The organism is Cellulomonas jepli, from assembly GCF_047229345.1.
Taxonomy (GTDB): Bacteria; Actinomycetota; Actinomycetes; order Actinomycetales; family Cellulomonadaceae; genus Cellulomonas_A.
In genome coordinates this window covers 1-17,540 of the sequence record NZ_JBFTER010000048.1, presented here as the reverse complement: position 1 = coordinate 17,540, position 17,540 = coordinate 1, and the positions used below count along the sequence as shown (strand labels likewise).

The 17,540-nt window shown below is 74.3% G+C and carries 14 protein-coding genes; 11 read left to right on the top strand and 3 right to left on the bottom strand.

Annotated elements, in window-relative coordinates:
• Positions 1-148: 148 nt before the first annotated feature.
• The 7 genes from AB6N24_RS12635 (at position 149) to AB6N24_RS12605 (ending at position 9,982) form a co-directional block, all read left to right on the top strand.
• Positions 149-1,384 carry an acyltransferase family protein gene (locus tag AB6N24_RS12635; RefSeq protein WP_412869752.1) on the top strand — a complete coding sequence of 412 codons (1,236 nt, stop codon included), beginning with the start codon at positions 149-151 and terminating at the stop codon, positions 1,382-1,384.
• A gap of 180 nt (positions 1,385-1,564) precedes the next feature.
• Positions 1,565-3,586 (top strand): beta-galactosidase, encoded by a 2,022-nt coding sequence (locus AB6N24_RS12630; RefSeq protein ID WP_412869751.1) that lies wholly within the window; start codon positions 1,565-1,567, stop codon positions 3,584-3,586.
• Entirely contained in the window at positions 3,583-4,509 is a 927-nt protein-coding gene (locus AB6N24_RS12625; RefSeq protein WP_412869750.1) for a carbohydrate ABC transporter permease, read from the top strand. The genes AB6N24_RS12630 and AB6N24_RS12625 overlap by 4 nt, the downstream gene beginning before the upstream one ends.
• A gap of 77 nt (positions 4,510-4,586) precedes the next feature.
• The gene (locus AB6N24_RS12620) at positions 4,587-5,393 is read left to right on the top strand and encodes a carbohydrate ABC transporter permease (RefSeq protein WP_412869764.1); all 807 of its coding nucleotides are present in this window, start codon (positions 4,587-4,589) and stop codon (positions 5,391-5,393) included.
• Between the two features lie 83 nt (positions 5,394-5,476).
• Positions 5,477-6,811 carry an ABC transporter substrate-binding protein gene (locus tag AB6N24_RS12615; RefSeq protein ID WP_412869749.1) on the top strand — a complete coding sequence of 445 codons (1,335 nt, stop codon included), beginning with the start codon at positions 5,477-5,479 and terminating at the stop codon, positions 6,809-6,811.
• 4 nt (positions 6,812-6,815) lie between these two features.
• A complete protein-coding gene (locus AB6N24_RS12610; protein WP_412869748.1) occupies positions 6,816-8,966 on the top strand; it encodes an alpha-galactosidase in 2,151 nt (716 codons plus the stop codon).
• A complete protein-coding gene (locus AB6N24_RS12605; protein WP_412869747.1) occupies positions 8,963-9,982 on the top strand; it encodes a LacI family DNA-binding transcriptional regulator in 1,020 nt (339 codons plus the stop codon). The genes AB6N24_RS12610 and AB6N24_RS12605 overlap by 4 nt, the downstream gene beginning before the upstream one ends.
• Before the next feature lie 17 nt (positions 9,983-9,999).
• Here AB6N24_RS12605 and AB6N24_RS12600 read toward each other — a convergent pair whose 3' ends face one another.
• The 3 genes from AB6N24_RS12600 to AB6N24_RS12590 form a co-directional block, all read right to left on the bottom strand.
• On the bottom strand, positions 10,000-10,536 hold the full coding sequence (locus AB6N24_RS12600) for an ATP-binding protein (protein ID WP_412869746.1): 537 nt from the start codon (positions 10,534-10,536) through the stop codon (positions 10,000-10,002).
• 110 nt (positions 10,537-10,646) lie between these two features.
• On the bottom strand, positions 10,647-11,327 hold the full coding sequence (locus AB6N24_RS12595; RefSeq protein ID WP_412869745.1) for a response regulator: 681 nt from the start codon (positions 11,325-11,327) through the stop codon (positions 10,647-10,649).
• Entirely contained in the window at positions 11,324-12,568 is a 1,245-nt protein-coding gene (locus AB6N24_RS12590; protein ID WP_412869744.1) for a sensor histidine kinase, read from the bottom strand. The genes AB6N24_RS12595 and AB6N24_RS12590 overlap by 4 nt, the downstream gene beginning before the upstream one ends.
• A gap of 124 nt (positions 12,569-12,692) precedes the next feature.
• On the opposite strand from AB6N24_RS12590, the gene AB6N24_RS12585 reads away from it, so the two are divergent.
• From AB6N24_RS12585 to AB6N24_RS12570, 4 genes are all read left to right on the top strand, one after another.
• Entirely contained in the window at positions 12,693-13,478 is a 786-nt protein-coding gene (locus AB6N24_RS12585; RefSeq protein ID WP_412869743.1) for an ABC transporter ATP-binding protein, read from the top strand.
• Complete coding sequence (locus AB6N24_RS12580) at positions 13,463-15,157, top strand: hypothetical protein (protein ID WP_412869742.1); 1,695 nt, start codon at positions 13,463-13,465, stop codon at positions 15,155-15,157. Before AB6N24_RS12585 ends, AB6N24_RS12580 begins: the two co-directional genes overlap by 16 nt.
• An 87-nt stretch (positions 15,158-15,244) precedes the next feature.
• On the top strand, positions 15,245-16,468 hold the full coding sequence (locus AB6N24_RS12575; protein ID WP_412869741.1) for an RtcB family protein: 1,224 nt from the start codon (positions 15,245-15,247) through the stop codon (positions 16,466-16,468).
• A gap of 156 nt (positions 16,469-16,624) precedes the next feature.
• Positions 16,625-17,530, top strand: coding sequence for a ribonuclease Z (locus AB6N24_RS12570; protein WP_412869740.1), 906 nt, complete (start codon positions 16,625-16,627; stop codon positions 17,528-17,530).
• Positions 17,531-17,540 lie beyond the last annotated feature (10 nt).

Below are 17,540 nucleotides of genomic sequence, written 5' to 3'. Positions count from 1 at the left end.
GCGGGGGTGGGCCGGGACCTGCGGCTGTGCGGGCTGCTGCGTCGTGCGCACGTGACCTCCTCGCGACCCGCCTCGTCGCGGGCCACGCCAGGCTATCGCCGGGTCGGCTCGGCGCGCGGCGGCGGCGGTGCTTGCTTATGGTCGAACGATGACCCGCGTACCCGCGACACCCCGCTCCGGCACGCCCGGGCCCGGTCCGCGCGACGCGGCACGGCCGGTGGCCGGCCCGCCGGGGACCGCACCGCAGCCCTCGTCCCGGCTCCGCGCGATGGACGCGCTGCGCCTGCTCGCGGCCCTGTCGGTCGTCCTGTTCCACTTCACCGCGCGCGAGCAGCACCGCTGGGGGATGGACCCCGACGAGGCGTTCCCGCGCCTCTCGGAGGTCACGCCGTACGGGTACACCGGCGTCCACCTGTTCTTCGTCATCAGCGGGTTCGTCATCCTGATGTCCGCCTGGGGGAGGTCCGTGCCCCAGTTCGTCGCCTCGCGCGTGAGCCGGCTGTACCCGGCGTTCTGGGCGGCGGTGCTGCTCACGGCGGTGCTGCGCTGGGCGTGGCCGACGTTCGAGACCCGCACCGCGGGCGAGGTGGTCGCGAACCTCACGATGCTGTCCGAGCCGTTCGGGGTGCCCGCGGTCGACGGGGTCTACTGGACGCTCTGGGTCGAGATCCAGTTCTACGCCGCGGTGCTCCTGCTGCTCCTCGTCGGGATCACGCGGCGCCGCGTGCTGCTGCTCGCGGGCGCCGGGCCGCTCGTGTGCACGGTGCTCGCGCTCACGGTGCCCGAGGCGCGTGGTCTCCTGACCGGGCTGCCGTGGGCCTCGATGTTCGGTGCGGGGATGGTGCTGTACGTGATCTACCGCGAGGGGCACACGCGCGGGACCTGGGCGCTCGTCGGGCTCAACACGGTCCAGGGCGTGGTCGTCGCGGTGGACCAGAAGGCGCCGGCGATCGACGCGCTCACGACCGGGACGCCGGTGTGGCCGCCGCTGCTCGCGCTCGCGGTCGTCGGTGCGGTCGGGGTCGTCGCGGTCGTCGCGTTCGTGCCCGCCGTGCGGGACCTGGACCTGCCCGTGCTGACGACGGCCGGCGCCCTGACGTACCCGCTGTACCTCACGCACGAGTACTACGGCTGGGCGCTGATCCAGGCGCTGCACCCGGCGCTCGGGCGCGTGACGACGCTCGTGGTCGTGGTGAGCGTGTGCCTCGCGCTCGCCTGGGTGCTGCACCGCTGGGTCGAGCGCCCGCTGCAGAGGCCCCTGCGCCGCGCGGTCGAGCGCGTCCTGACGCGACGCCACCGCCGCGAGGTCGAGCCGGTGGGCAGCTCCGCGCCCGCGTCGCCCGTTCGGGCATCGGTGCTGGTCGGCGCCGGCGACCGGCGCTGAGCAGTCCGCCGGACAGGCTCCGTCCGGCGTCGGGGGTGTCCGGTTCTGTTGACAGCCGAATCGCGCGGTGCCTAGTGTGTGCACGTTCACACATTCTCGACGGCGAGACGTCATGGCGATGTATGTGCACGTGCACACATCGGCCGGACAGGCTCCCGCCGCACGACGGGCAGGGAGCACATGGACTCGCCGGCAGCAGGTCTCCGCACGGGGGACGCGACGACGCGGACGATCGCGTACGGCTGCGACTACAACCCCGAGCAGTGGGACCGCGACGTCTGGCAGGAGGACGTCGCCCTCATGCGCGAGGCCGGGGTGGACCTGGTCGCCGTCAACATCTTCGGCTGGTCGCACGTCGAGCCGCGGCCGGGCGAGCACGACTGGTCCGGCCTCGACGAGGTCGTCGACCTGCTCCACGCGCACGGGATCCGGGTCAACCTCGGGACCGGCACGTCGTCGCCGCCCCCGTGGCTCACGACCCTGCACCCCGAGATCCTGCCCGTGATGGCGGACGGCACGACCCGGTTCCCGGGCGGGCGCCAGGCCTGGTGCCCGAGCTCGGCCGAGTTCCGCCGCCGGGCGCTCGCGCTCGTCGAGCAGGTCGCGAAGCGCTACGGCGAGCACCCGGCGGTCGCGCTCTGGCACGTCTCCAACGAGCTCGGCTGCCACAACGCGCTGTGCTACTGCGACGAGTCCGCCGCCGCCTTCCGCGGGTGGCTCGAGCGCCGGTACGGCACGGTCGACGCGGTCAACACCGCGTGGGGCACGAGCTTCTGGAGCCAGCGCTACACCGACTGGGCGGAGATCCTCCCGCCCCGCGCCACGATCTCGCTGGGCAACCCCGCGCAGGCCGTCGACTTCCACCGGTTCAGCTCGGACGCGCTCCTGGACCACTACCGCGCCGAGGCCGACGTGCTGCGCCGGCACTCGAGCGCTCCGGTCACCACGAACTTCATGGTCACCGCGCACATCCGGAACCTCGACTACTGGTCGTGGGCGCCCGAGATGGACGTCGTCGCGAACGACCACTACCTCGACCACCGGCTCGACGACCCGCGCTCCGAGCTGGCCTTCGCGGCCGACCTCACGCGCGGGCTCGCCGGGGGAGCGCCCTGGCTGCTCATGGAGCAGTCGACGAGCGCCGTGAACTGGCAGCCGGTCAACGTCGCCAAGGAGCCGGGGCAGATGACCCGCAACTCCCTGACGCACGTCGCCCGCGGCGCCGACGGCGTGTGCTTCTTCCAGTGGCGCGCGTCGGTGCAGGGCTCGGAGAAGTTCCACTCGGCGCTCGTGCCGCACGCCGGCACCGATACGGCCGTGTGGCGCGAGGTCGTCGAGCTCGGCGCGACGCTCGACCGGCTCGACGAGGTCGCCGGCACGCGGGTCGTCGCGGACGCCGCGCTCGTCTTCAGCTGGGAGTCGTGGTGGGCCGCCGACGGCGAGGCCCGCCCCTCGCACGCCGTGCGCTACCTCGACCAGGTGCACGCGGCGTACCGCGCGCTGCACGAGCTCGGCGTCACGGTCGACGTCGTCGGCCCCGACAGCGACCTCAGCGGCTACGGCCTCCTCGTGGTCCCCGCCCTGCACATGGTCTCGGACGCGCAGGCGGAGCGCCTCACCGCGCGCGTCGAGGCGGGCGCGCACGCGGTCGTCACGTTCAACTCGGGCATCGTCGACGAGGACGACCGCGTCCGGCTCGGCGGCTACCCGGGTGCGTTCCGGGACCTGCTGGGCGTCGTGGCCGAGGAGATCGCGCCCCTGCTGCCGGGGCACCGGGTCACGCTCGACAGCGGCGCGCACGCGTCCCTGTGGACCGAGCGGCTCCGGACGACCGACGCGACCGTCGTCGCCGCCTACGCCGACGGGCCGCTCGCCGGGGTGCCGGCGGTCACGCGGGCCGAGCGGGGGGCCGGCGCCGCCTGGTACGTCGCGACCGCGCTCGACGCCCCCGACCTGCGTGACGTGCTCCGCACCGCGGTGCAGGGCGCCGGGGTCACGCCGTCGGGGCCCGAGAGCGACGGGTCGGTCGAGGTCGTGCGCCGCGCCGGCGACGGCCGCAGCTACGTCTTCGTCGTCAACCACTCGCACCGCGACCTCGAGCACCCGGCCTCCGGGCACGAGCTCGTCACCGACCGGCCGGTCGCCGGGCACGTCCACGTCCCCGCCGGGGGCGTGCGGGTCGTCCGGGAGGACACACCATGACGAGCACCCAGGTGATCGCCCCGGCGCCGCCGCAGCGCGCGGCGTCCCGCCGCAGGCTCCCCGTCCCGCACAAGCGCGCCATCGCCTTCTTCGTGCTGCCGTTCGGCGTGCTGTTCGGGCTGTTCTACGCGCTGCCGATCGGCTACGCGGTGTGGCAGTCGCTGCTGGTCGTCGAGCGCGAGGGCACGTTCGGACCCGCGCGCGAGGTCTTCGGCGGGCTCACCCAGTACGTCCAGGTGTTCCAGAGCGAGCCGTTCTGGTCCTCGGTCGCGCGGGTGCTCGTCCTCGGGATCGTCCAGGTGCCCGTGATGCTCGTGCTCGCGCTCGTCTTCGCGCTGCTCCTGGACTCGCCGCTGCTGCGCGGCAAGCGGTTCTTCCGGCTGGCGTTCTTCGTGCCGTACGCGGTGCCCGGGGTCGTCGCGGCGATCATGTGGGGCTTCCTGTACTCGCCGAACCTGTCGCCGTTCACCGGGCTGACGGGCACCCTCGACCTGCTGTCCGCGGACCTCGTGCTGTGGGCCATGGCCAACGTCATCACGTGGGTCTACGTCGGCTACAACATGCTCATCATCTACTCCTCGCTCCTGGCGATCCCGACCGAGGTGTACGAGGCGGCGCGGCTCGACGGCGCGGGCCAGCTGCGGATCGCGTGGTCGATCAAGATCCCGCTGGTCATCCCCGCGATCGTCCTCACCACGGTGTTCTCCATCATCGGCACGCTCCAGCTGCTCGCGGAGCCCCAGGTGTTCCGCTCGTTCAGCTCCGCGGTCACGAGCACCTACACCCCGAACCTCACCGTGCTGTCGACGTCGTCGATCCCGAACTTCAACCTCGCCGCCGCGTTCTCGGTCGTGCTGGCGCTCGCGACGTTCGTGCTCTCGTTCGCCTTCCTCAAGCTGACCCAGAAGAAGGGCCTCCAGTGAGCGCCACCGTCCGCACCACCCGCGCGCCCGTGGCCTCGCGGGGCGTCCAGGAGAACGTGCTCTCGCGCGTCGGCGCGATGCTCGTCATGGGTGTCTTCACGCTCTACTTCCTCGTCCCGATCTGGTGGCTGCTCGTCTCGGCGACCAAGGACCGCGGGCAGTTCACGAGCACGAACCCGTTGTGGTTCGCCGACATGAACCTCGTCGAGAACATCAGCGCGCTGCTGAGCTACGACGGCGGGATCTTCGTGCGGTGGGTCGGCAACTCGGTCGCCTACACCGCGGGCGGCGCGCTGCTCGGCACGGTGCTCGCGGCGATGTGCGGGTATGCGCTCGGCAAGTACCGGTTCCGCGGCCGCGACGCGCTCTTCAACGTGGTCCTCGGCGGCGTCCTCGTCCCGGCGACCGCGCTCGCCCTGCCGCTGTTCCTCATCTTCAGCCAGGTCAACCTCACCAACACGTTCTGGGCCGTCTTCCTGCCGAGCCTCGTGAGCCCGTTCGGGGTGTACCTGACCCGGATCTACGCCACGGCGTCCGTGCCCGACGAGCTGCTCGAAGCTGCGCGCCTCGACGGGTCGAGCGAGGTCCGCACCTTCTTCACCGTCTCCGTCCGGCTCATGTTCCCGGCGCTCGTGACGGTGTTCCTGTTCCAGTTCGTCGCGATCTGGAACAACTTCTTCCTCCCGCTCATCATGCTCCGCGACGAGGCCGTCTTCCCCGTGACGCTCGGCCTCTACTCCTGGAACACCCAGGTGAACCAGATCCCCGAGCTGCGCGGCTACGTGCTCGTCGGGGCCCTCCTGTCGATCGTCCCGCTGATCCTCGTCTTCCTGCTGCTGCAGCGCTTCTGGCGGGGCGGCCTGGGCGCCGGCTCGGTCAAATGACCGCCGGCACGAGCACGCGTCGACCGACCCCCTCCCGTTCGGCAGCCCCCTGCCGAGCCGTCCCCCCACAGAAAAGGACAACCATGCGTCTCACCAAGGCTGCCAGCGTCGGCACCCTCACGGCGGTCGCCCTCCTCGTCGCCGGCTGCTCGTCGTCGGCCGACGACACTCCGGCCGGTGGCGACGCCGCCGGCGCCTGCGAGCCGTCCGACGGCGCGGTCGAGCTCACGTTCACGACCTGGATCCCCGGGATCGAGGAGGTCGTCGACGTCTGGAACGAGGCGAACCCCGACATCCAGGTGACCGTGCAGACCGGCCCCAACGGCAACGGCGGCACGTACCAGAACTTCTTCAACCAGCTCAAGGCGGGCAACGCGCCCGACCTCGGGCAGATCGAGTACGACGCGCTGCCGAACTTCCGCGTCCAGGACGGCCTGACGGACCTCGCGGCGTGCGCCGACGTGATGGCCGCGCAGGACGAGTTCGTCGGCTGGACCTGGGACCAGGTCAGCTTCGGCGAGGACGGCCACGCGTACGCGATCCCGCAGGACTCGGGCCCGATGGCGCTGTTCTACCGCAAGGACCTGTTCGAGGCGAACGGCATCGCGGTCCCCACGACGTGGGCCGAGTACGCCGCGGCAGCGGAGCAGGTCAAGGCCGCGGGCGGGTACATCACCAACTTCTCGCAGTCCGACGTCAACCAGTTCGCGGGCTTCGTGTGGCAGGCCGGGGGCACCTGGTTCACGAACGACGGCGAGGCCTGGGGCGTCGACCTCGCGGGCGAGGAGTCGGCGCAGGTCGCCGACTACTGGCAGGACCTGATCGACCGCGACCTCGTCTCGAGCGTCCCGCCGTGGACGAGCGAGTGGGACAACGCCTACAACACCGGCGCCGCGTGGACCTGGGTCTCCGCGGTGTGGGGCGCCAACTCGATCGCGAGCGGCGCACCCGACACCTCCGGGAAGTGGGCCGTCGCCCCGATGCCGCAGTGGGAGGCGGGCGACGAGGTCGCCGGCAACTGGGGCGGCTCGTCGACCGCGGTCTTCCGGGGCTCCGAGCACGTCTACGAGGCCACGAAGTTCGCGCTCTGGCTCAACACGTCGGACGAGGCGCTCACGCTCCTCAACGAGGGCGCGAACCTCTACCCGGCGACGAAGGCCGGCGCCGAGCTGCCCGCGCTCGCGGAGGGCGTCGAGTTCTACGGCGGCCAGGCGATCTACGACGTCTTCGCGGAGGCCTCGACGCAGGTCCCCGAGGGCTTCACGTGGGGCCCGACGATGACGCAGGTCTACGCCGACGTCTCGGACGGCTTCAAGGGTGCGGTCTCCGGCTCGGGGACGCTGCTGGAGTCGCTGGAGTCCGCGCAGGAGTCGACGGTCTCGACGCTCGAGTCGCAGTCGATCCCGGTCGCCGAGTGACCGCGTGACGGTGCACCTGCGTGCGGCGGGCACCAGCCTGCTGCTCGACACCCCGGTGCAGGACGGTGGACTGCCCGCCGTCCTGCACTGGGGGCGTGACCTCGGCCCGCTCGACGACGACGCGCTCACCGCGCTCGCGGAGGCGCTCGTGCCGGCCGTCCCGCCGAGCGCGATCGACACCCCGCTGCGGGTGTCGGTCCTGCCGACGCGCGAGCAGGGCTGGACCGGGCGGCCCGGGGTCGAGGGGTTCTGGTCGCGCTCCGGCGAGCCGGCCGCAGGGCTCGCGCTCAGCCAGGTCGAGCACCGGGGCGACCGCATGGTCCGGCTCCACCTCACGGGCTCGGGCGGGCGGCTCACGCTCCTGACGGACGTCGAGCTGTCCGAGCACGGCGTGCTCCGCGTCCGCCACGCGCTCGAGAACGGCGGGGGAGACGTGCTCGTCGTCGGGTCGCTCGACGCGACCCTGCCCGTGCCGGACCGCGCGCGCGAGGTCCTCGACTTCACCGGCCTGTGGGCGCACGAGCGGCGTCCGCAGCGCACGACGCTCGGCCACGGTGCCTGGACGCGCGAGACGCGGCACGGGCGCCCCGGCCACGACGACCCCTTCCTCGTCGTCGCCGGCACGCCCGGGTTCGGGTTCCGGTCCGGGGAGGTCTGGGCCACGCACGTCGCGTGGAGCGGCGACAAGCGGCAGTGGGCCGAGCGACAGCCGCTGGGGGCGACGGTGCTCGGCGGCGGCGAGCTGCTCGCGCCCGGCGAGGTGCGCCTCGCGCCGGGGGAGCGGTACACCGCGCCGTGGCTCGTCGCGGCCTGGTCCGACGCCGGGCTCGACGGGCTGTCCGACCGGTTCCACCCGTGGGTCCGGTCGTGGTCGACCATCCGGCGCGCGCGGCCCGTCGTGCTCAACACGTGGGAGGCCGTCTACTTCGACCACGACGCGGCGACGCTCGACCGGCTCGTCGACCTCGCCGCCGACGTCGGTGTCGAGCGGTTCGTGCTCGACGACGGCTGGTTCCGCGGGCGCACCGACGCCACGCGCGCGCTCGGGGACTGGACGGTCGACCCCGTCGCGTGGCCCGACGGACTGCACCCGCTCGCCGAGCGCGTGCACGCGCGGGGCATGGAGCTCGGGCTCTGGGTCGAGCCCGAGATGGTCAGCCCCGACTCCGACCTCGCCCGCGCGCACCCCGAGTGGGTCGTCGGCGGGGACACCCTGCCGACGTGGCGCGACCAGCGCACGCTCGACCTCGGCGACCCGGGCGCCTACGCGTACGTGCGGGACGCGCTCGCGGCGCTGCTCGGCGAGTACCCGATCGCCTCCCTCAAGTGGGACCACAACCGCGACCTGCTGCACGGCTCGGCGCACCGCCAGACGACCGCGCTGTACCGGCTCCTCGACGAGCTCCGGGCCCGCTTCCCCGGCGTCGAGATCGAGTCGTGCGCCTCGGGCGGAGCCCGCATCGACCTCGGGATCCTCGAGCGCGTCGACCGGGTGTGGACGTCCGACACGAACGACCCGCTCGAGCGCCAGCACATCCAGCGCTGGACCGGCGTCCTCGTGCCGCCCGAGTACCTCGGCGGGCACCTCGGGGCGCCGCGCGCCCACACCACCGGCCGGACGGCGAGCACCGGCTTCCGGACCGCGACCGCGATGTTCGGCAGCGCCGGCATCGAGTGGGACCTCACGACGGCGTCCGCGGAGGAGCTCGAGCTCGTGCGCGCGTGGGTCGCCCAGCACGTGGCCCGGCGCGCGCTGCTGCACTCCGGGCGCGTGGTGCGCGCGGACTCCGCCGACCCGGGGGTGCTCGTGCACGGCGTCGTCGCCCGCGACGGCGGCGAGGCGCTGTTCGCGGTCGTCGCGCTCGCCTCGGCCGAGGCCGCGCTGCCCGCCCCGGTGCGGCTCGTCGGCCTCGACCCCGACCGCACGTACCGCGTGCGGACGGTCGGGCCCGCACCGCTCCAGGTCCAGGCCGCGCCGCCGCCGTGGTTCGCCCGGGGTGAGGTCACGCTGCCCGGGCGGCTGCTCGTCGACGTCGGGGTCGCGGCGCCGCTGCTCGCCCCGGAGAACGCCGTGCTGCTCGCGGTCGAGGCCGTGGCGCCGGACGGGGCGGCCGGAGCGGCGCCAGCGGTCCCCGCGGCTACATTCGGCGCATGACTCCTCCTCCGGGCCGGCGCCGCGCCACGATCCACGACGTCGCGGCCGAGGCGGGCGTCTCGCGCGGCACCGTCTCGCGCCTGCTCAACGGCACGTCGTACGTCTCGTCGGATGCACGTGAGGCGATCGAGAAGGCCATCGCCAAGGTCGGGTACGTGCAGAACACCGCGGCCCGCAACCTCGTGACGCGGCGCTCGCGGGCCGTCGGCTTCGTGGTGCACGAGCCGCACGAGCTGTTCCTCGACGACCCGAACATCGGCGCGATCCTGCTCGGCGCGAACGAGGTCGTCTCCGAGGCGGACTTCCAGCTCGTCGTGCTCGTGCTCGACTCGGAGCGCGACAGCCAGCGGGTCGCGGACTACCTGCAGGGCGGCTTCGTCGACGGCGCCGTGCTCGTCTCCGCCCGCCAGCACGACACGATCGCGGGCGCCGTCGAGCGGCTCGGGCTGCCCGCGGTGTTCATCGGGCACCCGCCGGGCCACCCCGCGATCCCGTACGTCGGCATCGACAACCGCTCGGCCGCGCGCTCGGTCACCCAGGAGCTGCTGCGGACCGGGCGGCAGCGGGTCGCGATGGTCGCGAGCGCGCTCGACCGCGACTCGGGCTCCGACCGGCTCGCGGGGTTCCGCGACGCGCTGGGCGAGCGCTTCGACCCCCGGCTCGTCGTCGACCACCCGCTGTACTCCTACGCGAGCGGGCTCGAGGGGACGCACGAGCTGCTGCGCCGCGAGCCCGCGATCGACGGCATCTTCGCGGCCTCGGACGCGGTCGCCGCCGGGGTGCTCGAGGCGCTGCGGCAGGCGGGACGGTCCGTGCCGGGCGACGTCGGGGTCGTCGGGTTCGACGACTCCGCGTGGGCGGTGCGCTGCGTGCCGGCGCTGTCCACGGTGCGCCAGCCGGCGCGGTTGATGGGGCGCCGGGCCGCGGAGATCGTGCTCGGGCAGATCGAGGGGGCCGAGGTCGAGCCCGGTGGGGCGCTGCTCGACACCGAGGTGGTGTGGCGGGCGTCCGCCTGACCGCGTCCGGAACCGCGTCAGCGGGTGGCGGCGCCCGCCAGGCGGAGCGACCCGTCGGCCACGCGGCCGTCGATCGCGACCGCGACCGCGACCGCGTCCGCCGCCGCGTCCGTCAGGAGGTGGCGGGCGGCGACGCCGGACGTCACGAACTCCCGGTGCATCCGCCGGGCGGCCCCCGGGTCCGTGAAGCCGTGCCCGGTGCGGGACGCGACCCGCACGACGCACGTCTCGACCGGCGGCAGCAGGACCGCGTAGTGCAGGTCCGGCACGACCCCGGCGACGAGGTCGAGGAACCACGGCCCGACGACGCCGTCGTAGACGACGTGCAGCCCGCCGGCGACGAGGTGCGTCGTCGCCGCTGCGGCGGCCGCGAGCACGACCCGGTTCTGCGCGTGCGCCTCGGGCCGCCACGGCGCGACGGCCCCCCGGCGGAGGAACGCGAAGAAGGCGTCGCCGACGACGAGCGCCGAGGGGTCGCGGCGCTCCCCGAGCAGGGCGGCCACGGTCGACTTGCCCGCACCCGGCGGACCGGTGACGACGAGGAGCCCGGGCACGCACCGATCCTGCCCGTCCGGGAGTGCGGCGGTCGCGCTCATGTCGCACCGGCGTCAGGATGCGCGGCCACGTCCGCGACCGGGCGAGCGGGGCCGCGTCCGCCTGCTGGTCAGCGCGTGCGCGAGTCGTGCGCGCGGATCGCGAGCTGGACGCGGTTCTCGAGCCCGAGCTTCGCCAGCGCGCTCGAGAGGTGGACCTTCACGCTCCCGACCGACAGGAACAGCCGCTCGGCGATCTCCGCGTTCGCGAGCCCCTCGGCGACCGCCATCGCGACCGCGTGCTCGCGCTCGGTCAGCCCCTCGTCGCGCAGGTCGGGCGCAGCGGCCGCCGGTGCGGGCGACCGCGCAGTGACGTGCTCGATGAGCTGGTGCAGCACGCTCGGCGAGACGGTCGGCTGACCGTCGGCTGCCGTGCGGACAGCCTCCACGATCGCGTCCGGGGCGGTGTGCTTGAGCAGGAACCCCACGGCACCGGCGCGCAGCGCGTCGAGCACGACCGCGTCCGTGCGGAACGTCGTGAGCACCACGACCGCCGGGAGGCCTCGGTCGGGCGCGCGGCGCAGCGCGCGCAGCGCCGTGACGCCGTCCACGCGGGGCATGCGGACGTCGAGCAGCACGACGTCCGGCCGGTGCGCGGCGACCGCCGCGCCGAGCTCGTCGCCGTCCGCGGCCTCCCCGACGACCGTCAGGTCGCCCGCGCCGGCGAGCATCAGTCGCAGGCCGGCGCGCACGAGCGGGTCGTCGTCGACGAGCAGGACGCGGATCGTCCCGGGTCGCGCGCGCGCCGTCACGGCCCACCCGCCGGCAGCTCGACGACGAGGCGGAAACGTCCGTCGTGGACCCCGGCGTCGAGGTGCCCGCCCTCGAGCCGCACCCGTTCGGCGAGGCCCACGAGACCGCGGCCGGTGCCGGGGATCTCCGCGGCGGTGACCCCCACGGGGATCGGGTTGCTCACCTCGAGCCGCACCGTGCCGTCCGAGGACTCGACCGCGACGCGCACCTCGGCGCCCGGCGCGTGCTTGCGTGCGTTCGTCAGCCCCTCCTGCAGGCTGCGGTACACCGTGCGCTGCGTCGTGGCACGGACCTCGCCCGCCGGCACGTCGACCCGCACCTCGACCGACTCGCCGGCCCCCGTGGCCTCCGCGACCAGCGCGTGGATGTCGTCGAGGCGCGGCTGCGGGCGCTGCGTCGCCGCCGACGACGCCCCCGGGTCCTCCTCCCGCAGCACCATGAGCAGCTCTCGCAGGTCCTCGATGGCGCGGTGCGCACTGTCCCGGATGACGACGGCGGCGTCGTGCACCTCACGCGCGCTCGGCGACCGCTCGGGCGGCACCTCCGGGCGCGTCCGGTACTCGAGCGCCCCGGCGTGCACCGACAGCAGCGAGACCCGGTGCGCCAGCACGTCGTGCATCTCGCGGGCGATCCGCTCCCGCTCCTCCCGGCGCGTCAGGGTCAGACGCTCCTCGTACCGTTCGCGCTCGAGGACGGCCGCCGCGCGCAGGCCCTCGACGACCTGCGCGCGGGACCGGGCGAGCAGCCCGAGGCTCAGCACGAGCGCGTACAGCAGCGGGATCACGATCACCCACACGAGCCACGGCATGCCCGGCAGCGGGAAGAGCGCGTGGTACGGCAGGGCGGCGGCGACGGTCACCGCCGTGATCGTCACCGAGGAGGACGGACGCGCGAGGCGCCCCACGCGGTGCACGACGACGAGCGCCGCGAAGGTGGCCGAGACCGCGAGCGCCCCCGGCACCACGCCGAGGACCGCGGCCGCGCGGGGGAACCGGCGGGTCCACCACAGCAGCAGGCACGCGACGAGGCCGAGCGCCCGGTCGACCGGCCAGAACCAGTCGGGCACCGCCGGGTAGGCGGTGGCGCTGGCGAACCCGAGCTCGAACCAGACGAGGAGGGCGATGCCGAACAGGGCGGCGTCGGAGGCCCACTGGGCGCGCGTCCGGGGCACCCCGAACGGGGAGAGCCGCCGGACCGTGCGGCCGGCGCGCTCGCGCCTCCTCGCCCGGGTCGCGGCCATGACGTCGATGGTACGGACGCCTGACCTGCGGGTCACCGCCCGGGTGCGAGGTCTGGCCGGTCGGCGGCACGGGCTGGCCGATCGGCCGAGGCGGCGGACGGCGTGGCGGGGTCACGCTGGGTCCATGACGACGACGCACCCCGCACCAGACACCTGGGCGCTCGAGCTGCGCGGCCTGCGCCGCGAGTTCGGCGACAAGGTCGCGGTCGACGACGTCGACCTCCGGGTCCCGCCCGGCGCCTTCTACGGCCTCGTCGGGCCGAACGGTGCGGGCAAGACCACGGCGCTGTCGATGGCGGTCGGCCTCCTGCGGCCCACCGCCGGCACCGCGTACGTCCAGGGGATCGACGTGTGGGCCGACCCGATCGGCGCCAAGCAGCGCCTGGGTGTCCTGCCCGACGGGCTCGCGCTGCCCGAGCGGCTCACCGGCGGCGAGCTGCTCACCTACTGGGGCCGGTTCCGCTCCCTGCCCCGGGACGTGGTCGCGGCCCGGACCGCCGAGCTGCTGCGCGTGCTCGAGCTCGAGGAGGCCGAGCAGCTCGGCACGCTCGTCGGGGAGTACTCGACGGGGATGCGCAAGAAGATCGGCCTCGCGACCGCGCTGCTGCACGCACCGCGGGTGCTCGTCCTCGACGAGCCGTACGAGGCGGTGGACCCGGTCTCCGCGCGGGTCCTGACGCGCATCCTGCGTCGCTTCACGGAGGGCGGCGGCTCGGTCGTGATCTCGAGCCACGTCATGGCGATGGTCGAGCAGCTGTGCGACCGGGTCGCCATCGTCGTGCGGGGTGCGGTGGCAGCCGACGGGACGCTCGACGAGGTCCGCGGGGGCGGGAGCCTCGACGACCGCTTCGTGGAGCTGGCCGGGGGCGCCGACGTGGCGGAGGAGGAGCTGACGTGGATCGGGGGCTGATCTCGCTCAAGCTGACGTTGCTCCGCAACAGCTCCCGTGGGCTGCGCCGGGTCGGGTGGGCCGCGGGTGCTCTGCTCGTCGTGGGGACCTGGGCCGGTGCTGCGCTCGCGACGGACGACGGCGTGCGGCACGAGGTCCTGGCGCTCGCCTTCGCGTGCTGGTGGCTCGGCGGCGCGATCGGTCCGGTGCTCATGAGCGGGGCGGGGAGCGTGCGGGCCGACTGGTTCGCGCTGCTCCCGATCCCGCGCGCGACGCTGGGTCGGGGCCTGCTCGCCTCGGTCTTCGTCAGCGTCGCGTCGGGCATCGTCCTCCTCGCGCTCCTGGCGGCGGGCGTGCACGCGTTCGCCCTCGCGCCGGCCGCCGTGGTCGTGGTGCTGATCGGCGCGCCCCTCACGTGGGTCCTCGTGGTCGTCACCTCCCGCCTCGTGTACGGGCTGCTCGGGGCCGCGATGCGGACGAGGCTCGGCATCGAGATCGCGGGAGTCCAGTTCGGGCTGATGTTCGCCGTCTGGTTCACGGGCTGGATCGTGGTCCAGGTCGTCGTGCAGAGCGTGCCGCGTCTGCTCCAGGAGGGCCTCCCGGCCGGGCCTGTCACGACGGTGCTCGACGCCCTGCCGAGCGCCTGGGTGCTCGACGCGGTCGAGCGCGCGGCCGCCGGGGACTGGCTCGGCGCGGGCGGCGTGCTGCTCGCGCTCGCGGCCCTCGACCTCCTGGTCGTGGCTGCCGCCATCCCGCTGCTGACCCCGCGCAGCGCGGCGGTCTCACGCCGTCGTGGCCGCCGGCGCTCGGTGCGCCTCGTCGCCGGCGGGGGCCTCCTGCCGGCGACCCCGACCGGGGCGGTCGCCGCGAAGGAGGTGCGGCAGTGGCGCCGGGACCCGTGGCGTGCGCTCGAGAGCAGCACGGCCGTGTGGACCGGCGCGGCCATCGGCGGCTTCGCGCTCGTGGGGGAGGACACAGCACCGGTCGCGGCCTTCGCCGGGCTGATCGTCGCGTTCATGCTCGGGCTCAGCGGGTGCAACGTGTACGGCCAGGACGGCTCGGCGGTCTGGCAGAACGTGGTCGGGGAGAGCGCCGGCTCCGTCCGGGCCGACGTGCGCGGGCGTCAGTGGGCGATGCTCCTCGTGTTCGTGCCGCGCGCTCTGGTCGTCAGCGTGGTGTTCGTGCTGCTGGCCAGGAGCTGGTGGGTGGTCCCGGTCCTCGTGGCGGCGATGCCGGCCGTCTTCGGTGCGGCCGTCGGGTCCGCGATCCTCGTCTCGGCGGTGGGCGTCTCGCCCGGCGTCGACCCTCGACGCCGGGTCGGCCCCAACGACGCGAACGGGAACATCTCGCTGCACGTCTGGGTCGTCCTGCTGCTCGTCGTCGTCGCCGTCGCGCCGACCGCGGCGGCGATCGTGTGGGCCGTCAGCGCGGGCGGACCCGGACCGCTCGCCGTGGCCGTCGTGACCGGTGTGCTGAACGGGGTCGCGGCGTCGTGGTTCCTCGGGCGGGTCACGATCGGGTACCTGGAGCCCCGGATGGTCGACGTCTTCAGCCGGATCCGGTACGGCCAGGTGTTCCGCGCGCCGGACGCCGGCGGGCCCCTGACCTGGGTCGAGCAGGCGACGCTCCAGGGTGAGCAGCAGATGCAGGCGCAGAAGCAGAAGGCGCGCGAGGAGCGGCTCGCCCGCGCGCGCCGGTGAGCGGCCCGCGGGTCGACGTCGGACGATATTGACGTCGACCCGCGTGGGCGCCCGCCCCTACCGTCGGCCTCTCCCGAGGAGGTCATGATGTCCAGCCCGTTCCCGGTCGCCCTGGCCGGAACCGCCGCACCCACCCTGATGTGGGCCCACGAGCACGAGGTCGAGCCGCAGGCTCTCCAGCAGCTGCGCAACATCGCGTCGCTGCCGTGGGTCGAGGGCCTGCGCGTGATGCCCGACGTGCATCTCGGCAAGGGGGCGACCGTCGGCAGCGTCATCGCGATGCGCGACGCGGTCAGCCCGAACGCCGTCGGCGTGGACATCGGCTGCGGGATGATCGGCGTCCGCACGAGCCTCACCGCGGCGGACCTGCCCGACGACCTGCACGCGATCCGCACGCGCATCGAGCAGGCGGTCCCGGTGGGCTTCCACGCGCACGACGAGCCCGTGGACCTGCGCCGGCTCCGCCCGGTGAACGGTCCGGCGGGCCGTGAGCGGCTCAAGGGCGCCGACGCGTTCTGGGACCGCTTCGGCGGCCTGCACCGCACGGTCCAGCAGCTCGAGGCCCGCGCGCGCAAGCAGCTCGGGACGCTCGGCGGCGGCAACCACTTCATCGAGCTCTGCCTCGACGAGTCCGACCAGGTGTGGCTGCAGCTGCACAGCGGCTCGCGCAACATCGGCAAGGAGCTCGCGGAGCGGCACGTCGCGATCGCCAAGACGCTCGAGCACAACCAGCGGATCGTCGACCGCGAGCTCGCGGTGTTCCTCGCCGGGACCCCGCAGATGGACGCGTACCTGAACGACCTGTGGTGGGCGCAGGAGTACGCCGCGCGCTCGCGTGCGGTGATGATGGCGCTCGTCGTGCAGGCCGTCCGGGACTCGTTCCCGGAGCGGGACATCGCGTTCGACGAGGCGACCAACTGCCACCACAACTACGTCAAGAAGGAGATCATCGACGGCGCCAAGCTGATCGTGACCCGCAAGGGCGCGATCCGGGCCGGCTCGGGCGAGATGGGGCTCATCCCCGGGTCGATGGGGACGGGCTCGTACGTGGTGCGCGGCCTCGGCAACCCGGCGTCGTTCCAGTCGGCGTCGCACGGGGCCGGGCGGCGGATGTCGCGGACCGCGGCGAAGAAGCGGTTCACGGTCGAGGACCTCGCGGCCCAGACCGCGGGCGTCGAGTGCCGCAAGGACGCCGGGGTGGTCGACGAGATCCCGGGGGCCTACAAGGACCTCGAGTCCGTCATCGCGGCGCAGACCGACCTCGTCGAGGTCGTCGCCCGGCTGCGCACGATCGTGTGCGTCAAGGGCTGAGCCGGCACGCGGCATCATGAGGGGCCCGGCGCGCGCGGGTGCGCCGGGCCTCTCGCCGTCGAGGACGAGCGGCGCCCGCACCGCACCGCACCACCGCCCGTCAACCTCTCGACCCACCCGCGCCGGCCCTGTCCGGCCCCACCGCCGGAGGCACCCGTGCGTGAGCTCGTCGTCCTCGGCACGTCGTCCCACGTGCCGACCCGGACCCGCAACCACAACGGCTACCTGCTGCGCTGGGACGGCGCGCCCCACCAGGACGGCATCCTGTTCGACCCCGGTGAGGGGACCCAGCGCCAGCTCACGCACGCGGGCGTGCCGGCCACGGCGATCACCCGCATCTGCCTCACGCACGTGCACGGCGACCACTGCTACGGCCTGCCGGGCGTGCTCTCGCGCATGGTGCTCGACGGGGTGCAACGGCCGGTCGAGCTGCACTACCCGGCGTCGGGCGAGGACGTGGTGCGCGCGCTCGTGGGCCTCGCGACGCCCGGGCTCGACCTGCGGCTGCGCCCGCACGGCGGGCCGGGCGAGGTCGCCGAGGGGCTCGAGGTGGTCGCGCTCCGGCACCGGATCGAGACCTACGGGTACCGGCTCGTCGAGCCCGACGGGCGCTCGCTCGTCCCGGAGCGGCTCGCCGCCGCGGGGATCACCGGGCCGGACGTGGGGCGGCTGCAGCGCGAGGGCGAGCTGCGCGGCGTACGCCTCGCGGACGTGAGCGTGCCGCGGCGCGGGCAGAGCGTCGCCGTGGTCATGGACACCGCGGAGTGCGAGGGCGCCGAGGAGCTCGCGGACGGCGTCGACCTGCTGCTCGTCGAGAGCACGTTCGGGGCGGACACCGCGGAGCTCGCCGAGACGTACCTGCACCTCACCGCGGCGCAGGCGGGCGCGCTCGCGGCCCGGTCCGGCGCGCGGACGACGGTGCTCACGCACTTCTCGTCGCGGTACGTCGACGTCGCGCCGCTGCTGGAGCAGGCGCGGTCGGCGGCGCCCGAGGCGCGGATCACGGCCGCCGACGACCTCGACCGCGTCGCGCTCCCGCCCCGGCGCCCGCACGACGGCTGACGGCGCCCGC